The sequence below is a fragment of the Bradyrhizobium sp. 195 genome, assembly GCF_023101665.1.
Lineage (GTDB): Bacteria > Pseudomonadota > Alphaproteobacteria > Rhizobiales > Xanthobacteraceae > Bradyrhizobium.
This window is the reverse complement of sequence record NZ_CP082161.1, coordinates 8275978-8297052: the sequence shown is the minus strand read 5'-3', so window position 1 is coordinate 8297052 and position 21075 is coordinate 8275978. Positions and strand designations below refer to the sequence as shown.

Genomic DNA, 21075 nt, shown 5'->3' with positions numbered 1-21075 from the left:
GAATCGTTTTAGATCGCATGCCCTTGAGCCTCGGATCTGAATGTCAATCGACGACGACGTAGCGCTTCTCGAGCGAGTCCCGACACTGCGCCTGTTGGGAGACGCCTCGTTGCGCATGCTGGCGATCGGCTCCGAGCAGCGTGACTTCGTCCGCGGCGACACCCTGTTCAATCTCGGCGACGACGCCGATGCCGGCTTCGTGGTCCAACGCGGCGCCTTCCGGGTCGACGACGGCGCCGGCGCCGAAATGATCGCCGGTCCAGGCGCGCTGATCGGTGAACTCGCTTTGGTGGTGCCGATGAAGCGGCCGTCGAGCGCGATCGCGCTGGAGCATTCCTCGGTCATCCGCGTCGCCCGCAGCCTGTTCCAGCGCGTGCTCGAAAGCGACCCGGCCGCCGCGGTTCGCCTCCGCGATGAATTCGCAGTGCGCTCCAGCCAGATTGCGAGCGATATTTTGATGGCGGGTGCGAAGCTGACGAGTTGAGAGGTCGTAGCCCGGATGAAGCGTAGCGCAATCCGGGACAGTTTTTCAGCAGGCGCGAACCCCGGATTGCGCTGCGCTCCATCCGGGCTACAAAATCACACCTCCAGCGTCACCGTGACAGGCACGTGGTCCGACGGCCGTTCCCAGCTCCGCGCATCGCGCAGAATCTCGAAATCACTGACCGCATCCTTCAGCGCGCGCGAGACCCAGATGTGGTCGAGCCTGCGGCCGCGATCGCCGACGGTCCAGTCGGGAGAGCGGTAACTCCACCAGGTGTAAACCTTCTCCGACATCGGAATGCGGTCACGTGCGACGTCGACCCATTCGCCGGCTTCGAGCGCGGCCTGCAGCTTCTCGGTTTCGACAGGCGTATGCGAGACCACTTTCAGAAGCTGCTTGTGCGACCACACGTCGTTCTCGTGCGGGGCGACATTGAGGTCGCCGACGAGGATGTGGCGGTCCTGCCCGCGCGGATGCAGCGGCTCGCACGCCTTCATCTCGTCGAGGAAGCGCAGCTTGTGGTCGAACTTCTCGTTCAGCGCGGGATCGGGAATGTCGCCGCCGGCGGGCACGTAGAAATTATGCAGCACCAGCGGCTTTGCGATATTGGCCTTCTCGCCGAACGACACCGAGATGTGCCGCGAATCCACCTTGTCGCAGAAGGTTCGGATGTCCTTCGATTCGAACGGAATCTTCGAGACGATGGCGACGCCGTGATAGCCCTTCTGCCCGTTCAGCGCGACATGCTCGTAGCCGAGCCGCTTGAAGCGCTTCAGCGGAAAGGCATCGTCGATGCACTTGGTTTCCTGCAGGCACAGCACATCCGGCCGCGCGCTCTTGAGGAATTTCGCGACCAGATCGATGCGCAGCCGCACCGAATTGATGTTCCAGGTTGTCAGGGAAAGACGCATGAGGGATGCGTCTTAGCATGGTTTGAGCGTGCGGAAATGCCTGTCCACAGGCGCGGTTTCGTAGGGTGGGCAAAGCGAAGCGTGCCCACCATGCCGACCGAGGTGAGGAAAGATGGTGGGCACGGCGCAAGTGCGCCTTTGCCCACCCTACGGCAGCGGAGCGCTTAACCCGGCGCGGGGCCGTAATTGGTAAAGTCGATCTTGAACATGCCGGGATCGAGCTTCTTGCTCGAATCCAGATTGTAGACCGCGATCGTGGTGTCGTAGCCCTGCGGGTCGGTGACGGTCCACTGCTTCAGCTGGCCGTCCTTGGCGCCGAACATCAACAGGAGCCGGCTGGTGCCGACCAGCGCCTGCTTCTCCTCGATGGTGACGCTGACGAAGACGTCGTCGGCCGAGACGTTGACGACGTTGGTGTCCTTCATCAGGTCGATGCGGTCGGACAGCAGGAAGCGCAGCGGCGTCTGCGACAGCGGATAGACGTCCTGGGTCGCGAGCTTGCGGTCGCGCACCACGAGTGACGATCCGTCGGCGACGATGTCGATCGGGCTCGGCGCGTCATATTCGAAGCGCACCTTGCCCGGCTTCTGGATGTAGAAATCGCCTTGGGTCTTGCTGCCGTCGGGGCCAACCTGGACGAAATTTCCGACCAGCGTCGACAGCGAGGACAGATAGGCGCTGACCTTGGCCGCCTGCGCCTTCTGGTTGGCATCGAAGGTCTGGAAGATGCTGCTCGGCACGTTGCGGCGCGGATCCGGGATCACCGGATTCGGCGGCGCCTGCGTCGCGCCGGTGACAGCGGGTCCACCGCCTCCGGATTGAGCGCCATCACGGCCCTTCGGCGCGGGCTTCGGCACCGGCACGGTCTGCGCGAGCGACGTCGCGGTCACCATCGCGGCAGTGACGAGAAGCACGCCGGCCACGCGCGCGCTTCGCGCGGCGATGGTGGCAGCGAATCGAATGTCCGGATGTCTGATCAACGCGTCGTCCTGTATGGCTGGGCGTCTTTTAGCGTGATTTCGGGCAAAAGCAGATAACGATTTCGCGTGAAATGATGTGTTGAGGCGGCTGCCTCACATATGGCTGTCTTCTTCCTCGACCAGAATCTCGCGCTTGCCGGCATGGTTGGCGGGCCCGACGATGCCTTCCAGTTCCATGCGCTCCATCAGCGATGCGGCGCGGTTGTAGCCGATCTGCAGGCGGCGCTGGATGTAGCTGGTCGATGCCTTGCGGTCGCGTTTGACGATCGCAACGGCTTGCTGGAACAGATCGCCGCCGCCATCCCCGCCCATGCCGGTCGCGTCGAACACCGCGCCGTCCTCGTCCTCGGTCGGCTCCTCGGCGGTAACCGCTTCGAGATATTCCGGTTGTCCCTGCGTCTTGAGGTGACGCACCACCTTCTCGACTTCCTCGTCGGATGCAAAAGGTCCGTGCACGCGGCTGATGCGGCCGCCGCCGGCCATGTAGAGCATGTCGCCCTGGCCGAGCAGCTGCTCGGCGCCCATCTCGCCCAAAATGGTACGGCTGTCGATCTTGGACGTCACCTGGAAGGCGATGCGGGTCGGGAAGTTCGCCTTGATGGTGCCGGTGATGACGTCGACCGACGGACGCTGCGTCGCGAGGATCACGTGCAGGCCGGCGGCGCGCGCCATCTGCGCCAGACGCTGCACAGCGCCTTCGATGTCCTTGCCGGCGACCATCATCAGGTCGGCCATTTCGTCGACGATGATGACGATGTAGGGCAGCGGGTCCAGCGAGAGTTTCTCTTCCTCGTAGATCGCCTTGCCGGTCTCCTTGTCGAAGCCGGTATGCACCGTGCGCGTCGGCTCTTCGCCCTTGGCCTTCAATTCGAGCAGGCGCGTGTTGTAGCCGTCGATGTTGCGCACACCGAGCTTGGCCATGTTCTTGTAGCGCTCTTCCATCTCACGCACGGCCCATTTCAGCGCGACCACCGCCTTCTTCGGGTCGGTCACGACGGGCGTGAGCAGATGGGGGATGCCGTCATAGACGGAGAGTTCGAGCATCTTCGGATCGACCATGATCAGGCGGCACTGGTCCGGACGCAGCCGGTAGACCAGGCTGAGAATCATGGTGTTGATGGCGACCGATTTGCCGGAGCCGGTGGTGCCGGCGATCAGCATGTGCGGCGTGCGCGCGAGGTCGATGATAACAGGGTCGCCGCCGATGGTCTTGCCGAGGCAAAGCGGCAGTTTTGCCACCGTGTCGGTCGCCTCTTTCGCAATCAGCAATTCGCGCAGATAGACCTTTTCGCGATGCGCGTTCGGCAGCTCGATGCCGATGGCGTTGCGGCCGGGCACGACGGCGACGCGTGCGGACAGCGCGCTCATCGAGCGGGCGATATCGTCGGCAAGTCCGATCACGCGCGACGACTTGATGCCGGGCGCCGGCTCCAGCTCGTACAGCGTGACGACGGGACCCGGGTTGGCCTTCACGATCTCGCCGCGCACACCGAAATCCTGCAGCACGCCTTCGAGCGAGCGCGAATTGGTCTCGAGCTCGGCCTTGCTGAGCGGCTGGCGATCGCCGGCCTTCGGCGCGGCCAGCATGGAGACCGACGGAAGGTCGAACTTGTCGGAGGATTTCTTGGCAGGGGTCTTCGGGGCAGCCTTCTTGCGCGGGGCGCGCGCAGCGGGCTCCTCTTCCTCTTCCTCCTCGTCTTCCTCTTCTTCGTGCTGGTCCTCTTCCTCCTCGTCTTCGGGCTGCGGCGAGATCGAGGGCGCAGCGCGGCCGCCGCCGAGATTCGGCTCCTGGCGGCTGAATGCCACGGCCTTGGTCTTCGGTCCGCTCGAGACCAGCGAGCGATAGGCGGCACTGAAGAGCCAGATCAGACGCGCCTTGGTGCTCATCAGCGCATGGAACAGCCAGCCCAGCGACACCGAACCGCGATCGCTCCCTTCGTCTTCGTCGAGCGGCTTGTCGTCATCCTCGATCTCCGCGAGCTCGTCGTCATGCTCACGGGCACCAAGACCGCAGGCGATCAGGAAGGTCGCGGCCAGCGCGGCGAACAGGATCGTGCCCAGCACGATGCGATAGATGGTCCCGGCCGGTCCGAAAATCACCGCGGGCGCGCGCACCAGGGCGTCGCCGACCACGCCGCCGAGGCCGGTCGGCAGAGGCCATGCGCCGCCATGCGGCCAGCAGCTGACGAAGCCCGCCGCAATAACCGTGCAGAGGATCCAGGAGCCCAGCCGCAGCGCTTCGCGGTCGAACGGGCGATGCGTCATCATGCGCCAGCCCCAGACCGCGACGGTCAGGACCAGCATGATCGCGCCGAGCCCGAGAATCTGCATCGCGAGATCCGCGCCGATCGCACCGGCATAGCCGAGGATGTTGCGGATCGGCCGCGAGGTGGCGTGGCTGAGGCTGGGGTCCTGCACCGACCAGGTCATCAGTGCGGCTGAGGCGACGCCGGCCAGCGTGATCAGGCCGAGGCCGGTGAGCTCGCGCATGCGCCGCGCCAGGCCCTCGCGGATCGAGGGCGGCAGATGGCCGACCAGTGGAATGACACGTTCGATTGCCGACATGCTCATGGGCCCCGCCTAACCCAGAGTCTCGACCAGGCGGTGCAGCGCCTGCGCCGTGGTCTCGCCATCCTGCACCAGCGCGAGGCGAATGTAGCCCGCGCCGGGATTGAATCCGTCAGGTTGCTGCCGCGCCAAAAAGCTGCCGGGCACCACGCGCACGCCGGCTTCCGTGAAGAGTTTCAAACACACCGACACATCGTCGCCGATCGCGGACGTGTTGAGCCAGACGCAGAAGCCGGCGTCGGGCCGGCGATAGCCGTAGCGATTGCCGATGATCTGGTCGGCGAGATCGAACTTGATCCGGTAGAGCCTGCGGTTCTCCTCGACGTGCGCTTCGTCGCCATAGGCAAAGGTCGCGACGTGCTGGAGCGGCACCGGCACCTGCGGCGCTGCGATGTTGCGCAGCTCCAGGAACATCCCGATGAACGTCTTGTCGCCGGCGGCGAAGCCGACGCGCAGGCCCGGCAGGTTCGAGCGCTTCGACAGCGACTGGAACGCGGCCACGCGGGTGAAATCCGCACCCGCGCATTCGAGCGCGCTGCCCGGTGCTTCGCGCGTGTAGATCTCCGAATAACACTCGTCGCTGAGGATCATGAAGCCGTAGCGATCGGCGAGGCCCTTCAGGCGCGTGAAATAATCGCGCGAGGCGACCGAGCCCTGCGGATTGGCGGGCGAGGCCAGATAGAACGCCACAGTGCGCGCCAGCGTCGCTTCGTCGATGGCGTCGAGATCGGGCAGGAAGCCGTTTTCGACAGTGGTCGGCAGATGGACCGGCTCGCAGGCCGCAGCTAAGGCGCCGGCGCCATAGACCGGATAGAACGGGTTCGGCATCAGGATAGCGGGCTTGCCGGGACGCGGGCCGACGTAACGCTTTGCTGCGATCGCGGCGAGGAACAGCCCCTCGCGACTACCATTGAGGACGAGGATCTCGCTTTTGGGGTCGAGCGGCCGCGGCAGCTTGAATCGCGACGACAGCCAGGTGCTTGCTGCCTGACGGAACGGGTCGGTCCCCTGGTTCATCGGGTAGCGGCCGAAATCGGCGATGTGCTTGGCCAGCACCGGGCCGACGAAATCAGGCACGGGATGCTGCGGTTCGCCGACTGCGAGCGAAATCAAGGGCTTGCCGGGCTGATGCGGCGCCAGCAGCTCGTTCAGCCGGACGAAGGGCGAGCGTTCGGTATCGGAGCTTCCACCGGCCTGCGGCGCGCGGGATGAAGCGGTCATAGCCATTCTGGGCGCCAGCACTCTTGGAACTGCCGGTTGCCCCAAGGCACCGGCGGGAAGCGGTTCACTTCACCATAGATAGGGCGAGGTTAAGACGCGATTAACCATCGGCTTTCCGCGCCATCAAGAGTCAATTCCGTGACCCAGATCGGAGGGTCCGGCCCGTCCCGAGCGGGGGTGGCGATGCCGGGGCCACCTCTCCCGCTTGCGGGAGAGGTCGGCGCGCCCCGGGCGATGCGAAGCATCGTTCCGCGCGCCGGGTGAGGGCTCTTTTTGGGGACCCACTGCGGAGGCATCCCCACCCCGGCCCTCCCCCGCAAGCGGGAGAGGGAGCGCATGGTCCTGCTGGCGGCGATCGGCCTCAGCGCCCCGGCAGCTTCGCGAACGTCTTCATGCCCGCCGGGATCGTGTGAAATTCCTGGATGTCGCAGGTGTAGATCGCCATCTGCGGATGGAACTGTTTTGGCTCATCCAGCGTGCCGACTTTCAGGATCGCCGCCGGCAGACCCGGGGCCCTGGTCACCAGATGGGTGCCGCACTCGGCGCAGAATTCGCGCGTGACGGCGCGTTCGAGGTCCTTGCGCGCGAACTGCTTGGGCTGACCCTTGGTGTAGCTGAAGCCGGCCGCCGGCATCGCGATGAAGGTGTTGGGCGCGCCGCCCGTAATGTACTGGCACTCGCGGCAATGACACTGGGCCTGCATCATCGGGTCACCTTCGGCTTTGTAATGCACTTCGCCGCAATAGCATCCGCCTTCCAAACGCATGACGACCTCCCGATTATCGTTTCTTGTGGTCGATATTTCTGCGCCGGTGGTGCGGAATGGCAATCCCTTTCTTTCGTAGAGCAGCCCACAAGGGCATCCGTCCTCGCCAAGCTGCCCAAAGTTTGGACGCTGGGGTAGCGCACTATCCCGGGGGCGGCTTACGCAAACGCGGCGGCAATCGGTTCCGAGGTCGCTTCAATTGCGGATGATTCCCCTGAGCGGGGTCTGGCGCGGACAGCGCCCATTTCAGCCAACCTATTTGCTGCTCGCGTTCGATTAGCATTCTTGCAACCTCCGATTGGGTCATGTCGAGGCGCTTGGCGTACGCTGCCAGCCACTTCTTGGTATCGCGGTGCAGATAGACGGCCACCTGGGGGCGCATTTTTCTGTGTCTCCAGAGTCGATACGACTCTCAAAATATTGACCCTTCTGAGAGGCTGTGCAAACACTTCACGATGTTTCCGGACGTGCCCAATCGCGCATACGAGGAGCGATCAAACTCGCGTCCATCGGCGGAGCAAGCTGTGCTTTTTCCTGATGTGTCGCCCGCAGAAATATTCGAGCGCCAAGGTCGGAAAGGTCGGCCGGCTAAGGCTGCGAAGGCGTCTGCGGCGTTGGCTGCCCGGGAGGCCTTAGGTCTGGAGAACGCTAGCCGGGTTCTGTTCCTGGACGTTGAGACGACCGGTCTGAGTTGGTTCTACGATGAGATAACCTTGGTCGGCTGGGCTCGCGACGGCGTCTATCGCGTCTATGTCGCAGGCCAGGATCCATCTGACCTCTTAGCCGACCTCTCGGAGGCGGGTACGCTAGTCACGTTCAATGGAACGCTCTTCGATCTAAAATTTCTTAAGAAGACCTTTGGCGAGATCCCCCTTCCGCAGATTCATATCGATCTCCGGTACTTGTCAAAGAGGGCCGGACTGTCGGGCGGGCAAAAGTCGATTGAGGCTGAGCTCGGTCTTGCCACCCGTGAAGGCGTAGAAGGCCTCGATGGCGCTGCTGCCGTCTTGCTCTGGCACGAATTTGTGCGCGGTGACCATGAGTCCCTTCATCGATTGGTTGACTACAACCGACGCGACGTCCTTGCGATGTGCATGATCCTCGATCGGGTCGTTGATCGCCTCAGTGTGCAACAGGACTTGTGGCTTCAAGGTCCGAGATTTGAAGACTGGGCAAGGCCCGCTCTAGAGAGTGACTTGCCGCGCGGATTCGCAGGTAAGCCAAGCGTGCAAAGGAAGGCGCGGACCTTTGAATCTCTCTTCAAGGTCACGGCTGCTGAGAAGGCTAAGATCGTCGGAATTGATCTGACCGGGGCGGAGAAGCGTCCTTCGGGCTTTTGTGTCTTGGACGGAAATGTCGCTGTCACGTCTACCATCAATTCAGATGCCGAGATGGTCAGCCGGATTTTGGCGGAACGGCCGGCTCTGGTCTCGATCGATTCGCCGCTATCCTTGCCCGAGGGACGCATCAGCGTCGGCGACGACGACCCCGGGCGCGCTGAGTTCGGGATCATGAGGCGATGTGAGCGCGAATTGAAGCGCCGAGGTATCAACGTCTATCCCGCGCTCTTGCCGAGCATGCAGAGGCTAACCGAGCGAGGCATGAGGCTGGCGGAAATTATCCGCAAACACGGGATTCCGGTGATCGAGAGCTACCCGGGAGCGGCCCAGGACATCATGGGCATCCCTCGAAAGGGGGCAGGCGAGAAGTACTTGAAGCAAGGTCTTGCAGAATTTGGCATCGCCGGCCCGTTCGAAACGGAAACCGTAACCCACGATGAACTCGACGCCATTACCTCAGCCGTAGTAGGATCATTCTTTCTTTCGGGCCAGTTTGAGGCGTTGCGGGGGCCCACAGAAGGAGCGTTGATCATTCCGGATCTGAAATCCAGCGGATCGTCCGGTCTGGTGGTCGGCATCAGTGGTCGGATTTGTGCCGGGAAGACGACGGCTGCCCGAATGCTGGAGCGCCGCGGCTTTGCCTATACCCGGTTTAGCTTGGTGATCGACGACGAGATTCGAGCGCTGGGAGAGGCTCCGAACCGTGTGAACCGCCAGCGAATCGGCGAAGAGGTCCACAGGGGTAAGGGTCAAGGTTGGCTGTGCGAGCGGGTTCTTGATCGTGTGTCGGATCAGTCCCTCATCGTCGTAGATGGCCTCCGGTTCCCTGAGGATCACGCATTCTTTGCCGAACGATTTGGCTCTCGTTTCGTTCACCTGCATCTCGACACTCCGGCCTCGATTCGTGAGAGCCGTTATGAGATCAGCGCGCGCGGCGAGCTACCGTTCGGAGAGGCCGAACGACAACCAGTCGAGGCTGAAATCGATCGGCTTTCCGGGCTTGCGGCGGCGCGTATCGACAACGTCGGGACCCTAGAAGCGCTGGAGCGTGAGGTGGTACGCGTTGTGAGTGAGCATTGCGATCAGGAGCTTCCATGCCCATCTCCGTCGTCGTAGGCGGCCAGTTTGGATCTGAGGGCAAGGGTAAGGTTGCGCTCGCAATCGCTCGGGAGGAAAAGGCTGCAGCAGTCGTCCGAGTTGGAGGCACGAACTCCGGTCACACTGCGGTAGTTGATGGCCGAAACTGGGCCTTGAGGCAGCTGCCTGCGGCCGTGCTGGCACCAAGCGCTGTCGCGGTACTTCCTGCCGGCGCAATCATCGACCCTGAGATCTTTCTTCGCGAGGTCGACGCGCTCGGGCTCGGCCCTGAGAAGGTCATTGTAGACCCCCTCGCAAGCATCATCTCCGAGGACGATCGTTCTGCCGAACGTGCCTCGGGTATCATCCGTGAAATTGGGTCTACTGGATCGGGGACGGGCGCAGCTTTGGCGCGCCGCATGATGCGGCACAAAGATACAAAGTTGGCTGGTTCAATCGAGGCATTGAGTCCGTTCGTCCGCGATTCGACGACGTTTATGCGATCAGCGTTAGACCAAGGCCAGTGGATTGTTATCGAAGGCTCCCAAGGATTTGGGCTTTCTCTGCTCCATGGTGGTTCCTACCCACACGCAACTAGTCGAGATACGACTGCGGGCACATTCGTCGGCGAGGCTGGCCTGAGCCCGCTTGACGTAAAAGATGTCACGCTCGTTCTTCGCTCCTACCCTATTCGGGTGGCTGGAAACTCAGGCCCATTGCCCAACGAAATAACCTGGGAAGCCGTCGCCAAGAGCGCCGGGCTGCCCGAAGGTTATCGTGAGCTGACGACGGCTACCAAGAAAGTAAGACGAGTAGCCCACTTCGACGCTTCGATTGTGAAGCGAGCGATGGCTATCAACAAGCCCACACGGATTGTGCTCAATCATTTCGACTACGTCGATCCAGGAGTTCGCGAGCATCAGTTTAGCGCTAGCGCACTTTCCTTTCTAAAGAAAGCGGAGGACGGCATCGGTCGTCAGATCGATCTCGTGGGCACAGGTCCAGCCAACCTGATGCGGCGTGAGGCAATAGCGCGGTGAAGCCTATCCTATAGTGAGATATTCGCTCCACGCTGACTTACCGATCTGATCAATGACCGACAAGCTGTGCATCGCGTGTCGTTCTTGGGAAACAAGCCAGAAGTGACGACAAGAGCCCCGTCGAAACAAAAAGTGCCGAACGAAAGCGTCCGCGCCGAACCTGGAAGCAAATTTTTCCTGTAGGGCTTCCGTCTGCTTGGCGACGGAAGCCGTGCGATTTAGGTGATGATAGATCACTAGGGATTGACCGCGATCCCAGAACAGCGACAATTCATCCCAGAAGACGTACTTGCCACCCTTGGGGGAATAACGTGCTACGGACGCCGTCTCTAGTCCGTTGTCAGGATCGAAAAAGACAAGATCGCAGGCCTGCATCGCCAAATGCGCTTTCTTGAGCCAAGATGCCCTCTGACGTGCTCGTTGCGGAGCCGACTTAGCTGGTCCGCCTAATCGATCAATTGGAGCGTCGAAATACACTGTGTGCTCAGGAAGAATACCCGCTTGCGCAATCGATCGGACGGATCGCCGGCCTGCAGCAACCAACTCAGCCAAGGTCTTATGTAGCGACGGGTCGAGCCGCGCGAAATTTGGATCCTGCAGATAGCTGATGTGGCGCCCGTCGGAGTTATGCGACTCGTCAGCAAATAGATACCAAAGTACACCAAGAGATAAGCCATTCCTCCCCGTCAGCAATCTTAAGAGAGCGTACTTGGCAAAATCACCGACGTCTCCGACGTATCTATTTTGCACGCCAAATCCTTATTACTGTCGTGGTGGAGTTCCAGAGCCCTGTCGATCATCAACTAGAGCTTTTAGCTCCTTTAGCGAATCCCTGAGCTCGCGTAGCTCGCGCCGTTGATCTTCAATCGTCTTGCGGCTTTCGTCCGAAGTTGATGAAAGCTGATCAATCTTAGCCAGTGCCGTACTCGCCTTGTCCTGAACAGTTTGAACCAAAGCCCCTATCTGTCCAAAGTATTGATGGAGAGCGACGACTGTGGAGAGAACCATAGCCGCGATACCGAGAAAGCCGACCGTGGCAAATAGTCGGCTATAATTCAGCGCTCTATTCGCTGCGGCCTCCGCGGCCATTTGGCTGGCTTGGGCTTGCGTCAGAATGCCTTCAATCGAACTTCGAATCGGATTATTCTGGTTCGCTTTCTCCAGGTAATACTCTGTACCGCGTCGCTTCTTATAGTCCTCGATGGCGATTCCGGCTTTGATCTCGCCGAGCTCGGGCTCAGAGGGCAGGAAATGAGAGGTCTTCGTAAATTCGATCCAGATCAGACCTTCGTTTTGAGATATTTCGTAGTCCTGATCAGTTAAGTTATGTACCGGGATCAGGAGATTGCCCTCGAATTGCGGGTCTATCAGGGGCCCCGTTCCAAGAAGGAGACCTCTATGGACGTGGGTTATTCTTAAATTGAACCTCAGAGCGATGTACTCGGGGAGCCGGATCTCCGATTCGATCTGCATGAACGTGATGGAATTCTTTGGAAGCAATATCTTCCTATTTTCCCCTGGCTTAAGCTCCTCGATCACCTTCCGGCCATCGGTAGTCCACCTAATGACGCTGCCACCCGGGCGCGCTTCGTATGAGGCTGACTTAAAGCGACCTTTGTCCTCCGGATAAAAGGGATGCAGCATGCCGGTGATCCGGACATATCTCTTAAAGTCCTCAGACCAAAGCAAGGCCGGCTCGATATCAGGCAATGGATCGATATATTTGAAGTATTGGAAACGATGCTCTGCCTCCGCCTGACTCTCTGCGGGGGGAAGATCAGCGTCGTCGCATATCGGGATGTAGGGCACAGCTCACCAACCACGTCGTTTTAACGTCATACCCGCCACCGGTCTTTAAGAGATGCCATATGCGTTATGAACTAATTTGGCTCGTAGGATATTTGGCAGCTCTTGCCAGTAGCATCGGCATGATTATGGCCGGGGCTTATCTCCTGCGAGAGGTGGTCGAGGATCTTTCGAACAGCTTGGAGTGGAGATCGTTCATCCTTCGAGCCTTTCGCATTGCACCAGGAATGTGTCTGTTACTATGGGGGGCCATACTAGTGACCAGTATGGTGGCGCAGATTCAGGCTCTTCCAATTCCGGCGAGATGACCAAGAGAGGCCGGTTGGCGGGGCGTCGAGTGCAAGCGCCGCTCAGTATCCGGTCTTGAGAATTCAAAAAGAAAGGGGCTCCAGCTTGCGCTGGAGCCCCTCAACGGTCAGGGCATTGCCGGGTATGTGCCCGAACCGTAGGTCTGGGCGCGATCTCCGGGGAGACCGCGCCCGGGAGGAGACTTACATGTTGTAGGCGCGCTCGGTGTGCTCGGTGATGTCGAGGCCTTCACGCTCGCTCTCGACATTGGTGCGCAGACCAACGATCACGTCGACGACCTTGTAGAGGATCGCCGAACCGATGCCCGACCACACCAGCGTGGTGCAGACGCCCCAGAGCTGGGCGATCATCTGCGCCGCGAAGTCGTAGTCGCCGACCTTCGGCGGGATCGCGGTGTAGTCCATGACGCCCGCGCCACCCAGAGCCGGGTTGACGAGGATGCCGGTGCCGAGAGCGCCGACGATGCCGCCGATGCAGTGCACGCCGAACACGTCGAGGCTGTCATCGTAGCCGAGCGCGTTCTTCACGACGGTGCAGAAGAACAGGCAGACCACGCCGACGACCAGGCCGAGGACGATCGCGCCCATCACGCCGGAGAAGCCGGCAGCAGGCGTGACGGCCACGAGACCCGCGACAGCGCCGGAGATGACGCCGAGCACCGACGGGTGACCCTTGATGATCCACTCCGCGAACATCCACGACAGCGCGGCGGCTGCGGTGGCGACGAAGGAGTTGGTCATGGCGAGCGCAGCACCGCCGTTGGCTTCCAGGTTGGAGCCGGCGTTGAAGCCGAACCAGCCGACCCAGAGCAGCGAGGCGCCGATCATCGACATGGTCAGCGAGTGCGGAGCCATCAGCTCCTTGCCGTAGCCGACGCGCTTGCCGATCAGGAGAGCGCCGACGAGGCCTGCGATGCCGGCGTTGATGTGCACCACGGTGCCGCCCGCGAAGTCGATCGCGTCCTTCTTGAAGATCCAGCCGGCGTCGGCCTTGATCTCGGCGAGCTTCGCCTCCGCTGCGGTCTTCGCCGCCGCGTCAGTGGCAGCAGCGAGCGCCTTGGCTGCGTCCTGGATCAGGTCCGGACCCTGCCAGTACCAGACCATGTGCGCGATCGGGAAATAGATCAGCGTGACCCAGAGCGGGACGAACAGCGCGATCGCCGCGAACTTCATGCGCTCGGCAAAGGCGCCGACGATGAGGGCGGGCGTGATCGCCGCGAAGGTCATCTGGAAGCAGACATAGATGAGCTCCGAGATGTTGGCGTCGACCGAGAAGGTCGCAGCCTTCGTATCGGTGGTGACGCCCATCATGAAGGCCTTGGAGAAGCCGCCGATGAAGTCGGAGCCGCCGGTGAAGGTGAGGCTGTAGCCGTACACGGCCCAGATCACGGTGACGACGCAGACGGTATAGAACACCTGCATCAGGACGGAGAGCATGTTCTTGGAACGGACGAGACCGCCGTAGAACAGCGCAAGGCCCGGGATCGTCATCAACAGCACCAGCACTGTCGATGTCAGCATCCAGGCGTTGTCTCCCTTGTTGACCGTTGGCTCGGCGTAGGCTGCGGTCGCAGCGAACAGGCCGACTGCGAGAGCCGCCAATCCCGCGCCATAGGGACGCTTGAACGTCATAATATTCACTCCTGATTGGATAAGGTTGAGCGCGAAATCAAAGGGCCGCGGCATCGGCCTCGCCGGTGCGGATGCGCACCGCGTGGTCGAGGTTGATGACGAAGATCTTGCCGTCGCCGATCTGCCCGGTTTTCGCGGCGGACGTGATGGCGTCGATGGTCTTGTCGACCTGGTCGGAGGCGACAGCGACCTCGATCTTGATCTTGGGCAGGAAGCTCACGGCATATTCGGCGCCGCGATAGATTTCCGTATGACCCTTCTGGCGGCCATATCCCTTGACTTCCGTCACCGTGAGACCGTGAACGCCGATGGCGGTCAGGGCGTCACGGACTTCTTCCAGCTTGAATGGCTTGATAATCGCCATAACAATTTTCATGGGTCCTATCCCCGCTTGGGCCCGGTCCGGACATGGCCGGGCGTTCTCGACTGGTTCGCCACGAGGGAGAAAGTTCACTACGCGGGCACAGCCAAGACCCCTAGAATCAAATGCCGTGCCAGATCAGGCGCGTTGCCTAACGGACTATGAAGACGGGGGTTTTCGCGTTCGGGGGGTGTGGCGGTCCGGTGCGCTATTCCGTCGCGCCCAAAACGTGGTCACACCTGATTAAAATGCGAGCACGACAGGCTGCCGACACAATGTTGCTCATGCGCCGGGCAGCCGAGAGGTAATTAAGTAGCGTCGCGCTTTATTGCAGGGCTTCGCCGTGCTGCGAAATATCGAGCCCCTCGAGCTCGTGCTCACGGGATACGCGCAAAGGCACGAACAGGCCGACCAGCTTGAGCAGGATGAAGCTCACGCCCGCCGACCAGGCAAAGGTGACGGCGACGCCATAGAACTGGATCAGCAGCTGCTGCGGATGGCTCTCGAACAGGCCGGCGGTGCCGCCGATGGCGCTGGTTGCGAACACGCCGGCGAGCAGGGTCCCGGTCAGGCCGCCGATGCCGTGGACGCCGAACACGTCGAGCGAATCGTCATAGTTGAAGCGGTGCTTCAGCCAGGTGCAGGCCCAGTAACAAACGGCACCGGCGATGATGCCGATGACGATGCCGTGCCAGGGCGCCACGAATCCGGAGGCCGGCGTGATGGTGCCGAGACCGGCCACCGCGCCGGAGATCATGCCGAGCACCGAGGGCTTGCGCCGGGTCGACCATTCGATCGCGGCCCAGGTCAGCGCGCCGGCGCAGGCGGCGAGATGGGTCGCGATGATCGCCATCACCGCGCGTGAATTGGCAGCGCCCGCCGAGCCGCCGTTGAAGCCGAACCAGCCGACCCACAACAGGCCGGTGCCCATCACCGCGAGCGACAGATCGAACGGCGAGAGATTTTCGGTGCCGTAGCCGTGGCGGCGCCCCATCACCTTCGCGGCAATGAGGCCGCTGGTGCCGGCCGACAGATGCACCACGAGGCCGCCGGCGAAGTCGAGCACGCCCATGCTGTTGAGGAAGCCGCCGCCCCACACCCAATGCGCCAGCGGAATGTAGACGAAGATGAACCAGGCGACGGAGAACAGGAGATAGGCGGAGAACCGCATCCGGTCGGCGACCGACCCCGCGACCAGTGCCACCGTGATGATCGCGAACGTCATCTGGTACAGCATGAACAGCGCTTCCGGGATGGTCTTCGCCGCCGGATTGACGCTATCCATGGTCATGCCGGCGAGAAACCAGCGGTCGAGCGTGCCGATCCACGGGCCGTCGCCGACAAAGCAGAGCGAATAGCCGAACGCGACCCAGAGAATGGAGATCAGCGTCACCGCGGCAAGGCTCTGCGCCATGGTCGCGAGCACGTTCTTCTTGCGCACCATGCCGGAGTAGAACAGCGCGAGCCCCGGGATGGTCATCATCAGCACCAGCGCGGTGGCGACGATCATCCAGGCGGTGTCGGCGGAGTTGATCTCGGAGCCTGCGGCGTGTGCCGACGATGTCGTGATCGACGCAAACCCGATCGGCGCAGCGATACACGCCGCGCGGCGCAACAATCCCGCCATCTCGTTCCCCCCAGCATAGAAATTACGTCGCACGCTATGGCGTCGTTGCCCGGTGCGATCGACGAAGACGTTATTTGGTCAGAGCGTTTTCAAGCGAATTGGATACCGGCTCGCGTCAGGAAAACGCGTCAAAACAAAATCTAGAGCGCGTCGCTGTCGGTTTCGCCGGTGCGGATGCGCAGCGCGTGATCGATCGGCGTGACGAAGATCTTGCCGTCGCCGATCTGCCCGGTGCGCGCGGAGGCGGTGATCACACCCACGGCCTTGTCGGCGATGTCGGAGGCGACCGCGATCTCGATGCGCAGCTTGGGCAGGAAGTTCACGACATATTCGGCGCCGCGATAGATCTCGGTGTGGCCCTTCTGGCGGCCATAGCCCTTCACCTCGGTCACGGTCATGCCGTGGACGCCGATCGCCGTCAGGGCCTGGCGGACCTCGTCGAGCTTGAAGGGTTTGATGATCGCGACGACGAGTTTCATGGTCTGGCCTATTCCCCGGGATGCGCCGCGCCGTATGTCCCCGGCGCTGCGTCAATCTGGCATCTTTCCGGGCAAATGGCATAAAAAAGTTGCAGGTTGAAGCGGAAAAACGTTTTGCCATGTGAACGGGCGCCTCTGTACAGGGCAGCCGTTCATCCTTCACAATGCATTTTTGGCATGGATCCGGTGAACCCAAGCATCCGGGCCGGTACATAAGTATGTTCGAGGGGGACGGTACATGGCGAGTTGGTTCTACGCATCCGAGGGCAAGCAGCAAGGGCCCTTTCCGGAGGGGCAATTTCGCGACCTCGTCGCCCAAGGCGTCGTGCGCCCGGACACCCTGGTGTGGACCGAGGGCATGGCCGGCTGGCAGAAGGCCGCCGAAATCCCCGGCCTGGTCGGGGGTGGCAGCGCGCCGCCGATGATGCCGGCGGGGGGCCCGCCGATGATGGGCGGAAGCGGCTACGGCGGCGCCGGCGGCTACGCTGCGGCCGGCAGCGCGGGATCGCTGGCGGTCGATTTCGGGATTCTCGAGTTCACCTGGCGGACGCTGGTGCTCGTGATCGGCTCGTGCTTCGTCATTCCGGTGCCGTGGCTGTTCGTCTGGTACACGAAATGGATCGTGCCCTGCTTCAAAGTCCCCGGCCGGCCGAATCTCAGCTTTACCGGCACTGCGATGACGCTGGTGCCCTGGTTCTTCGGCTTCATCGTTCTGGCGATCGTCATCGGCTTCATCGGCAGCCAGATCCTGAGCAATCTGCTGTTCATCGTGCAGATCGTTCTCTACTGGCTCCTGATCAAATGGTTGATCGCGAACCTCGCCTCCAACGGGCAGCCGCTGGGCTTGAGCTTCACGGGCTCCATCTGGGCCTATATCGGCTGGAATCTGCTGTTCGCGATTTCCATCATCACCATCATCGGCTGGGCCTGGGTCGCCGCGGCACAGATGCGCTGGTTCTGCCGTAGCATCGAAGGCACGCGGCGCGAGATCATCTTCAAGGGCAGCGGCCTCGGCATCCTCTGGCGCGGCATCGTCGCCGCGCTGCTGTGCAGCCTGATCATCCCGATTCCGTGGGTGTATCGCTGGATCATGAACTGGTTCGCTTCGGAGACCGTGCTGGCTCCGCGCGGGTCTCTTGGCGCATGATCCGGAAGGCCTCGAACGCGAAACCTCGCGTTTGAGGTGACTATCCCTTCCGCTCGCGCACGGAGCCTTCCTGCGCGACGGAGGCGACCAGCGTGCCGTCGGGCTTGAAGATCGAGCCGCGGGTGAGGCCGCGGCCGCCTCGCGCGCTCGGCGAGTCCTGCGCGTAGAGCAGCCATTCGTCGGCGCGGAAGGGGCGATGAAACCACATCGCGTGGTCAAGGCTCGCGGGCATCATGCGCTTGTCGAACAGCGTGCGGCCATAGCGCGCCATGATCGCATCCAGCAGCGAGAAGTCGGAGGCGTAGGCGAGCGCGCACATGTGCAGCGCCGGATCGTCCGGCAGCTTAGCTGCGGTCTTGATCCAGACGTGAATGCGGCCGTCGTCGATCTTCTGGCCGAAGTAACGGCCGAGCTCGACCGGACGCAGCTCGATCGGGCGATCGGATTCATAGTAGCGGCGGATGAAGTCGGGCATCTCCCGGAACATCGGCTGCTTCGCCACCTCCTCCGCCGTGAGTTTTTCCGGAGGCGGCACGTCAGGCATCCTGTCCTGATGGTCGAACGCACTCTCTTCCTCGGCATGGAACGAGACCATGATCGAAAAGATCGCGTTGCCGTGCTGGATCGCAGTGACGCGGCGCGTCGAGTAGCTCTTGCCGTCGCGCAGGCGCTCGACCTGGTAGATGATCGGGATCTGCGGATCGCCCGGCAGGACGAAATAGCAATGCAGCGAATGCGGCAGCCGGCCCTCGACCGTGCGGCAGGCCGCAACCATCGCCTGCCCGATCACCTGACCGCCGAACACCCGCTGCCAGCTCGTCTTCGGGCTGTTGCCGCGGAACAGATTCACCTCGAGCTGCTCGAGGTCGAGGATCGAAATCAGGTCGATCAGGCTTTTGGACATGATGGTGCTTTCGCATTGTCGTCATTCCGAGGCGATGCGGAGCATCGAACCCGGAATCTAGAGCCGATAACCTCCAGATTCCGGGTTCGCGCTTTGCGCGCCCCGGAATGACAGGAAGGAGCGCCCTTGTTTCACCGCACTGTTTCGCCCACCTCAAGTCTGCTAGCAAGACCAGGATTTGGCCGGGAATTTGGGTATGTCGGTACAGGGTAGCATTGTCATTGGTGGCGGCGCGTTTGCGGGGCTTGCGCTTGCGCTGGCGCTGCGACAGGGCCTCGGGCCCGAGATTCCCGTCATCGTCGCCGATCCCGCGCTCAGCACGCGCCCGAGCCGCGACCCCCGCGCCACCGCGATCGTGGCCGCCTGCCGCCGCCTGTTCGAGGCGATCGGTGCCTGGGATGACGTCAGGGGCGAGGCGCAGCCGATCCTCGACATGGTGGTCACCGATTCCAAGCTGGAGGACGCCACCCGTCCGGTCTTCCTCAACTTTGCCGGCGATGTCGCGCCGGGCGAGCCCTTTGCACATATGGTCGAGAACCGCCGCCTGATCGACGCGCTGGTGGTGCGCGCGGAAGCCGAGGGCATCGATCTTCGTGCCACCACCGTGGCGTCCTACGATGCGCGCGCCGAGGGTATCGACGTGACGCTCGGCGACGGCAGCGTGATCGCCGCCAGCCTGCTGGTCGCCGCCGACGGAGCGCGGTCAAAACTGCGCGAGCGCGCCGGCATCGCGACCCATGGCTGGGAGTATGACCAAGCCGGCATCGTCGTCACCGTCGGCCATGAGCGCGATCACGAGGGCCGCGCCGAAGAACATTTTCTTCCCGCAGGGCCGTTCGCGATCCTGCCGCTCTCGGGAAAACGCTCGTCGCTGGTGTGGACCGAGCGCCGAGCCGAGGCCGCACGCATCGTTGCGCTCAGTGACGAGGAATTTCACGCCGAGCTCGAGCAGCGTTTTGGCCTGCATCTCGGCGAGGTGAAGGCGCTCGACAAGCCGCGCGCGTTTCCGCTGTCCTATTTCGTCGCGCGCTCCTTCATCGCCGAACGCCTCGCGCTGGTTGGCGATGCCGCCCATGTCATCCACCCCATTGCGGGCCAGGGCCTCAACATGGGCTTGAAGGATGTCGCCGCGCTGGCCGAAGTCGTCGTCGATGCCGCGCGGCTCGGCATGGATATCGGCGGGGCCGACGTGCTCGAACGCTATCAGCGCTGGCGCCGCTTCGACACCATGGCGATGGGCGTTGCCACCAATTCGCTGAACTTCCTGTTCTCCAACCAGTCGACGCTGCTGCGCACCGTCCGCGACATTGGCCTCGGCCTCGTCGACCGCGCCCCGCCGCTGAAGAACCTCTTCATCCGCCAGGCCGCCGGACTCACGGGCGAGGTGCCGCGGCTATTGAAGGGCGAGGCGTTGTAGGCGGCAATCTCTCCTGTCGTCCCGGGGCGCGACGAAGTCGCGAGCCCGGGACCCATATCCACAGGGAGAAGTTTGACGAAGACTCGGAGTTACCACTTCGGTTCAGAACCACTTCCTGTGGTTATGGGTCCCCGCCTCCGCGGGGACGACCCCGACATTGTTGCGCCCTCATCGCGCAAACAGGATTACCGCCTCAATCAATCTTCCTTGCCTCTTCCGGCAGCATGATCGGGATGCCGTCACGGATCGGATATGCGAGCTTGGCGCTGCGCGAGATCAGTTCCTGCCTTGCGGCATCGAACTCCAGCGGGCCCTTGGTCAGCGGGCAGACGAGAATCTCCAGCAATTTGGGATCGACGCTGGCTTCGGGACGGTCGGTGGGCGCGTTCATTGGAGTCTCCGGCAATCGGTTGCCTCTAGCACAGAAAATCGCGCCCGCCCATCACGGGCTCAAGCGGAGACCATCGTTAGGACCTCGTCGAGCAGGGCCTGGAGCCGTGCTGCCGGCACGGGCGTGCCTGACAGGGCGAAGCCGAGAAATGCCCAGTACAGGATCTGCGCGCGGGCCTGCGCGGTTGCCGGAGGGAGCGCGCGTTTCTCCAGCAGCCCCTCAATGTAGTCGAGCCGGCGGCGATCGATTGCGCGCACGGCCCCTTGTGCCGCCGCATCGAAGGCCGCCCAATTGCGCACCGCCCGTTCGAGATCGAGCCGCGCGCCGAACGACCTGCGCAGCAGCGCCTTCAGCGGCTCATCGCCGGCGGCCTCGACGTCGGCGATGATCTGCTCGGCCGCGATCTCGCGCCAGCGCTTCAGCACGGCGGCGTGGAACGCGCCGAGGTCGGCGAAATGCCAATAGAAGCTGCCGCGCGACACGCCCATGGCCTTTGCCAGCGGATCGGCCTTGAGCGCGGTGAAGCCATTTTTGGCGAGCGCCTTCAGGCCTTGCCTGATCCAGTCGTCGGCGGAGAGCTGTTCGGTCATGTCGGGTTCCCAAGGCTTGACCATAC

The 21075-nt window shown here is 62.4% G+C and carries 19 protein-coding genes; 5 read left to right on the top strand and 14 right to left on the bottom strand.

Annotated features, from left to right (window positions below; translation table 11 throughout):
• Positions 1-40 precede the first annotated feature (40 nt).
• Positions 41-484, top strand: a complete 444-nt coding sequence (locus IVB26_RS38650) for a cyclic nucleotide-binding domain-containing protein (RefSeq protein ID WP_194405284.1) — start codon at positions 41-43, stop codon at positions 482-484.
• Positions 485-579: 95 nt separating this feature from the next.
• Here the strand turns inward: IVB26_RS38650 and xth are convergent, their stop codons facing one another.
• The 5 genes from xth to IVB26_RS38625 form a co-directional block, all read right to left on the bottom strand.
• The gene (gene xth, locus IVB26_RS38645; RefSeq protein WP_247970055.1) at positions 580-1395 is read right to left on the bottom strand and encodes an exodeoxyribonuclease III; all 816 of its coding nucleotides are present in this window, start codon (positions 1393-1395) and stop codon (positions 580-582) included.
• 164 nt (positions 1396-1559) lie between these two features.
• Positions 1560-2318: an outer membrane lipoprotein carrier protein LolA gene (locus tag IVB26_RS38640; RefSeq protein WP_247320845.1), complete on the bottom strand. Its 759-nt coding sequence runs from the start codon at positions 2316-2318 to the stop codon at positions 1560-1562.
• A gap of 150 nt (positions 2319-2468) precedes the next feature.
• A complete protein-coding gene (locus tag IVB26_RS38635; protein WP_247970054.1) occupies positions 2469-4946 on the bottom strand; it encodes a DNA translocase FtsK in 2478 nt (825 codons plus the stop codon).
• A gap of 9 nt (positions 4947-4955) precedes the next feature.
• Positions 4956-6170: an aminotransferase class I/II-fold pyridoxal phosphate-dependent enzyme gene (locus IVB26_RS38630; protein ID WP_247970053.1), complete on the bottom strand. Its 1215-nt coding sequence runs from the start codon at positions 6168-6170 to the stop codon at positions 4956-4958.
• 355 nt (positions 6171-6525) lie between these two features.
• Positions 6526-6930, bottom strand: coding sequence for a GFA family protein (locus IVB26_RS38625; RefSeq protein WP_247970052.1), 405 nt, complete (start codon positions 6928-6930; stop codon positions 6526-6528).
• Between the two features lie 524 nt (positions 6931-7454).
• Between IVB26_RS38625 and IVB26_RS38620 the strand changes: the two genes are divergently transcribed.
• Both IVB26_RS38620 and IVB26_RS38615 read left to right on the top strand, forming a co-directional pair.
• Entirely contained in the window at positions 7455-9386 is a 1932-nt protein-coding gene (locus IVB26_RS38620) for a ribonuclease H-like domain-containing protein (RefSeq protein WP_247970051.1), read from the top strand.
• On the top strand, positions 9365-10387 hold the full coding sequence (locus tag IVB26_RS38615) for an adenylosuccinate synthetase (protein WP_247970050.1): 1023 nt from the start codon (positions 9365-9367) through the stop codon (positions 10385-10387). The genes IVB26_RS38620 and IVB26_RS38615 overlap by 22 nt, the downstream gene beginning before the upstream one ends.
• Before the next feature lie 3 nt (positions 10388-10390).
• Here IVB26_RS38615 and IVB26_RS38610 read toward each other — a convergent pair whose 3' ends face one another.
• The 6 genes from IVB26_RS38610 to IVB26_RS38585 form a co-directional block, all read right to left on the bottom strand.
• Positions 10391-11137, bottom strand: a complete 747-nt coding sequence (locus IVB26_RS38610; protein WP_247970049.1) for a hypothetical protein — start codon at positions 11135-11137, stop codon at positions 10391-10393.
• Positions 11138-11149: 12 nt separating this feature from the next.
• Entirely contained in the window at positions 11150-12196 is a 1047-nt protein-coding gene (locus IVB26_RS38605; protein WP_247970048.1) for a dCTP deaminase/dUTPase family protein, read from the bottom strand.
• A gap of 488 nt (positions 12197-12684) precedes the next feature.
• Positions 12685-14133 (bottom strand): ammonium transporter, encoded by a 1449-nt coding sequence (locus IVB26_RS38600; RefSeq protein WP_247970047.1) that lies wholly within the window; start codon positions 14131-14133, stop codon positions 12685-12687.
• A 37-nt stretch (positions 14134-14170) separates the two neighbouring features.
• Positions 14171-14509, bottom strand: a complete 339-nt coding sequence (locus IVB26_RS38595; RefSeq protein WP_008142813.1) for a P-II family nitrogen regulator — start codon at positions 14507-14509, stop codon at positions 14171-14173.
• 310 nt (positions 14510-14819) lie between these two features.
• Complete coding sequence (locus IVB26_RS38590; protein ID WP_247970046.1) at positions 14820-16121, bottom strand: ammonium transporter; 1302 nt, start codon at positions 16119-16121, stop codon at positions 14820-14822.
• A 140-nt stretch (positions 16122-16261) separates the two neighbouring features.
• Entirely contained in the window at positions 16262-16600 is a 339-nt protein-coding gene (locus IVB26_RS38585) for a P-II family nitrogen regulator (RefSeq protein ID WP_027535359.1), read from the bottom strand.
• A gap of 238 nt (positions 16601-16838) precedes the next feature.
• Between IVB26_RS38585 and IVB26_RS38580 the strand changes: the two genes are divergently transcribed.
• Positions 16839-17747, top strand: coding sequence for a DUF4339 domain-containing protein (locus IVB26_RS38580; protein ID WP_247970045.1), 909 nt, complete (start codon positions 16839-16841; stop codon positions 17745-17747).
• A 40-nt stretch (positions 17748-17787) separates the two neighbouring features.
• On the opposite strand, the gene tesB is transcribed toward IVB26_RS38580, so the two are convergent.
• Positions 17788-18651 carry an acyl-CoA thioesterase II gene (tesB, locus tag IVB26_RS38575; protein ID WP_247970044.1) on the bottom strand — a complete coding sequence of 288 codons (864 nt, stop codon included), beginning with the start codon at positions 18649-18651 and terminating at the stop codon, positions 17788-17790.
• A 196-nt stretch (positions 18652-18847) separates the two neighbouring features.
• On the opposite strand from tesB, the gene IVB26_RS38570 reads away from it, so the two are divergent.
• On the top strand, positions 18848-20068 hold the full coding sequence (locus IVB26_RS38570) for a ubiquinone biosynthesis hydroxylase (RefSeq protein ID WP_247970043.1): 1221 nt from the start codon (positions 18848-18850) through the stop codon (positions 20066-20068).
• Positions 20069-20261: 193 nt separating this feature from the next.
• On the opposite strand, the gene IVB26_RS38565 is transcribed toward IVB26_RS38570, so the two are convergent.
• Entirely contained in the window at positions 20262-20459 is a 198-nt protein-coding gene (locus IVB26_RS38565) for a Trm112 family protein (protein ID WP_247970042.1), read from the bottom strand.
• 59 nt (positions 20460-20518) lie between these two features.
• Entirely contained in the window at positions 20519-21049 is a 531-nt protein-coding gene (locus IVB26_RS38560; RefSeq protein WP_247970041.1) for a TetR/AcrR family transcriptional regulator, read from the bottom strand.
• Positions 21050-21075: the final 26 nt, after the last annotated feature.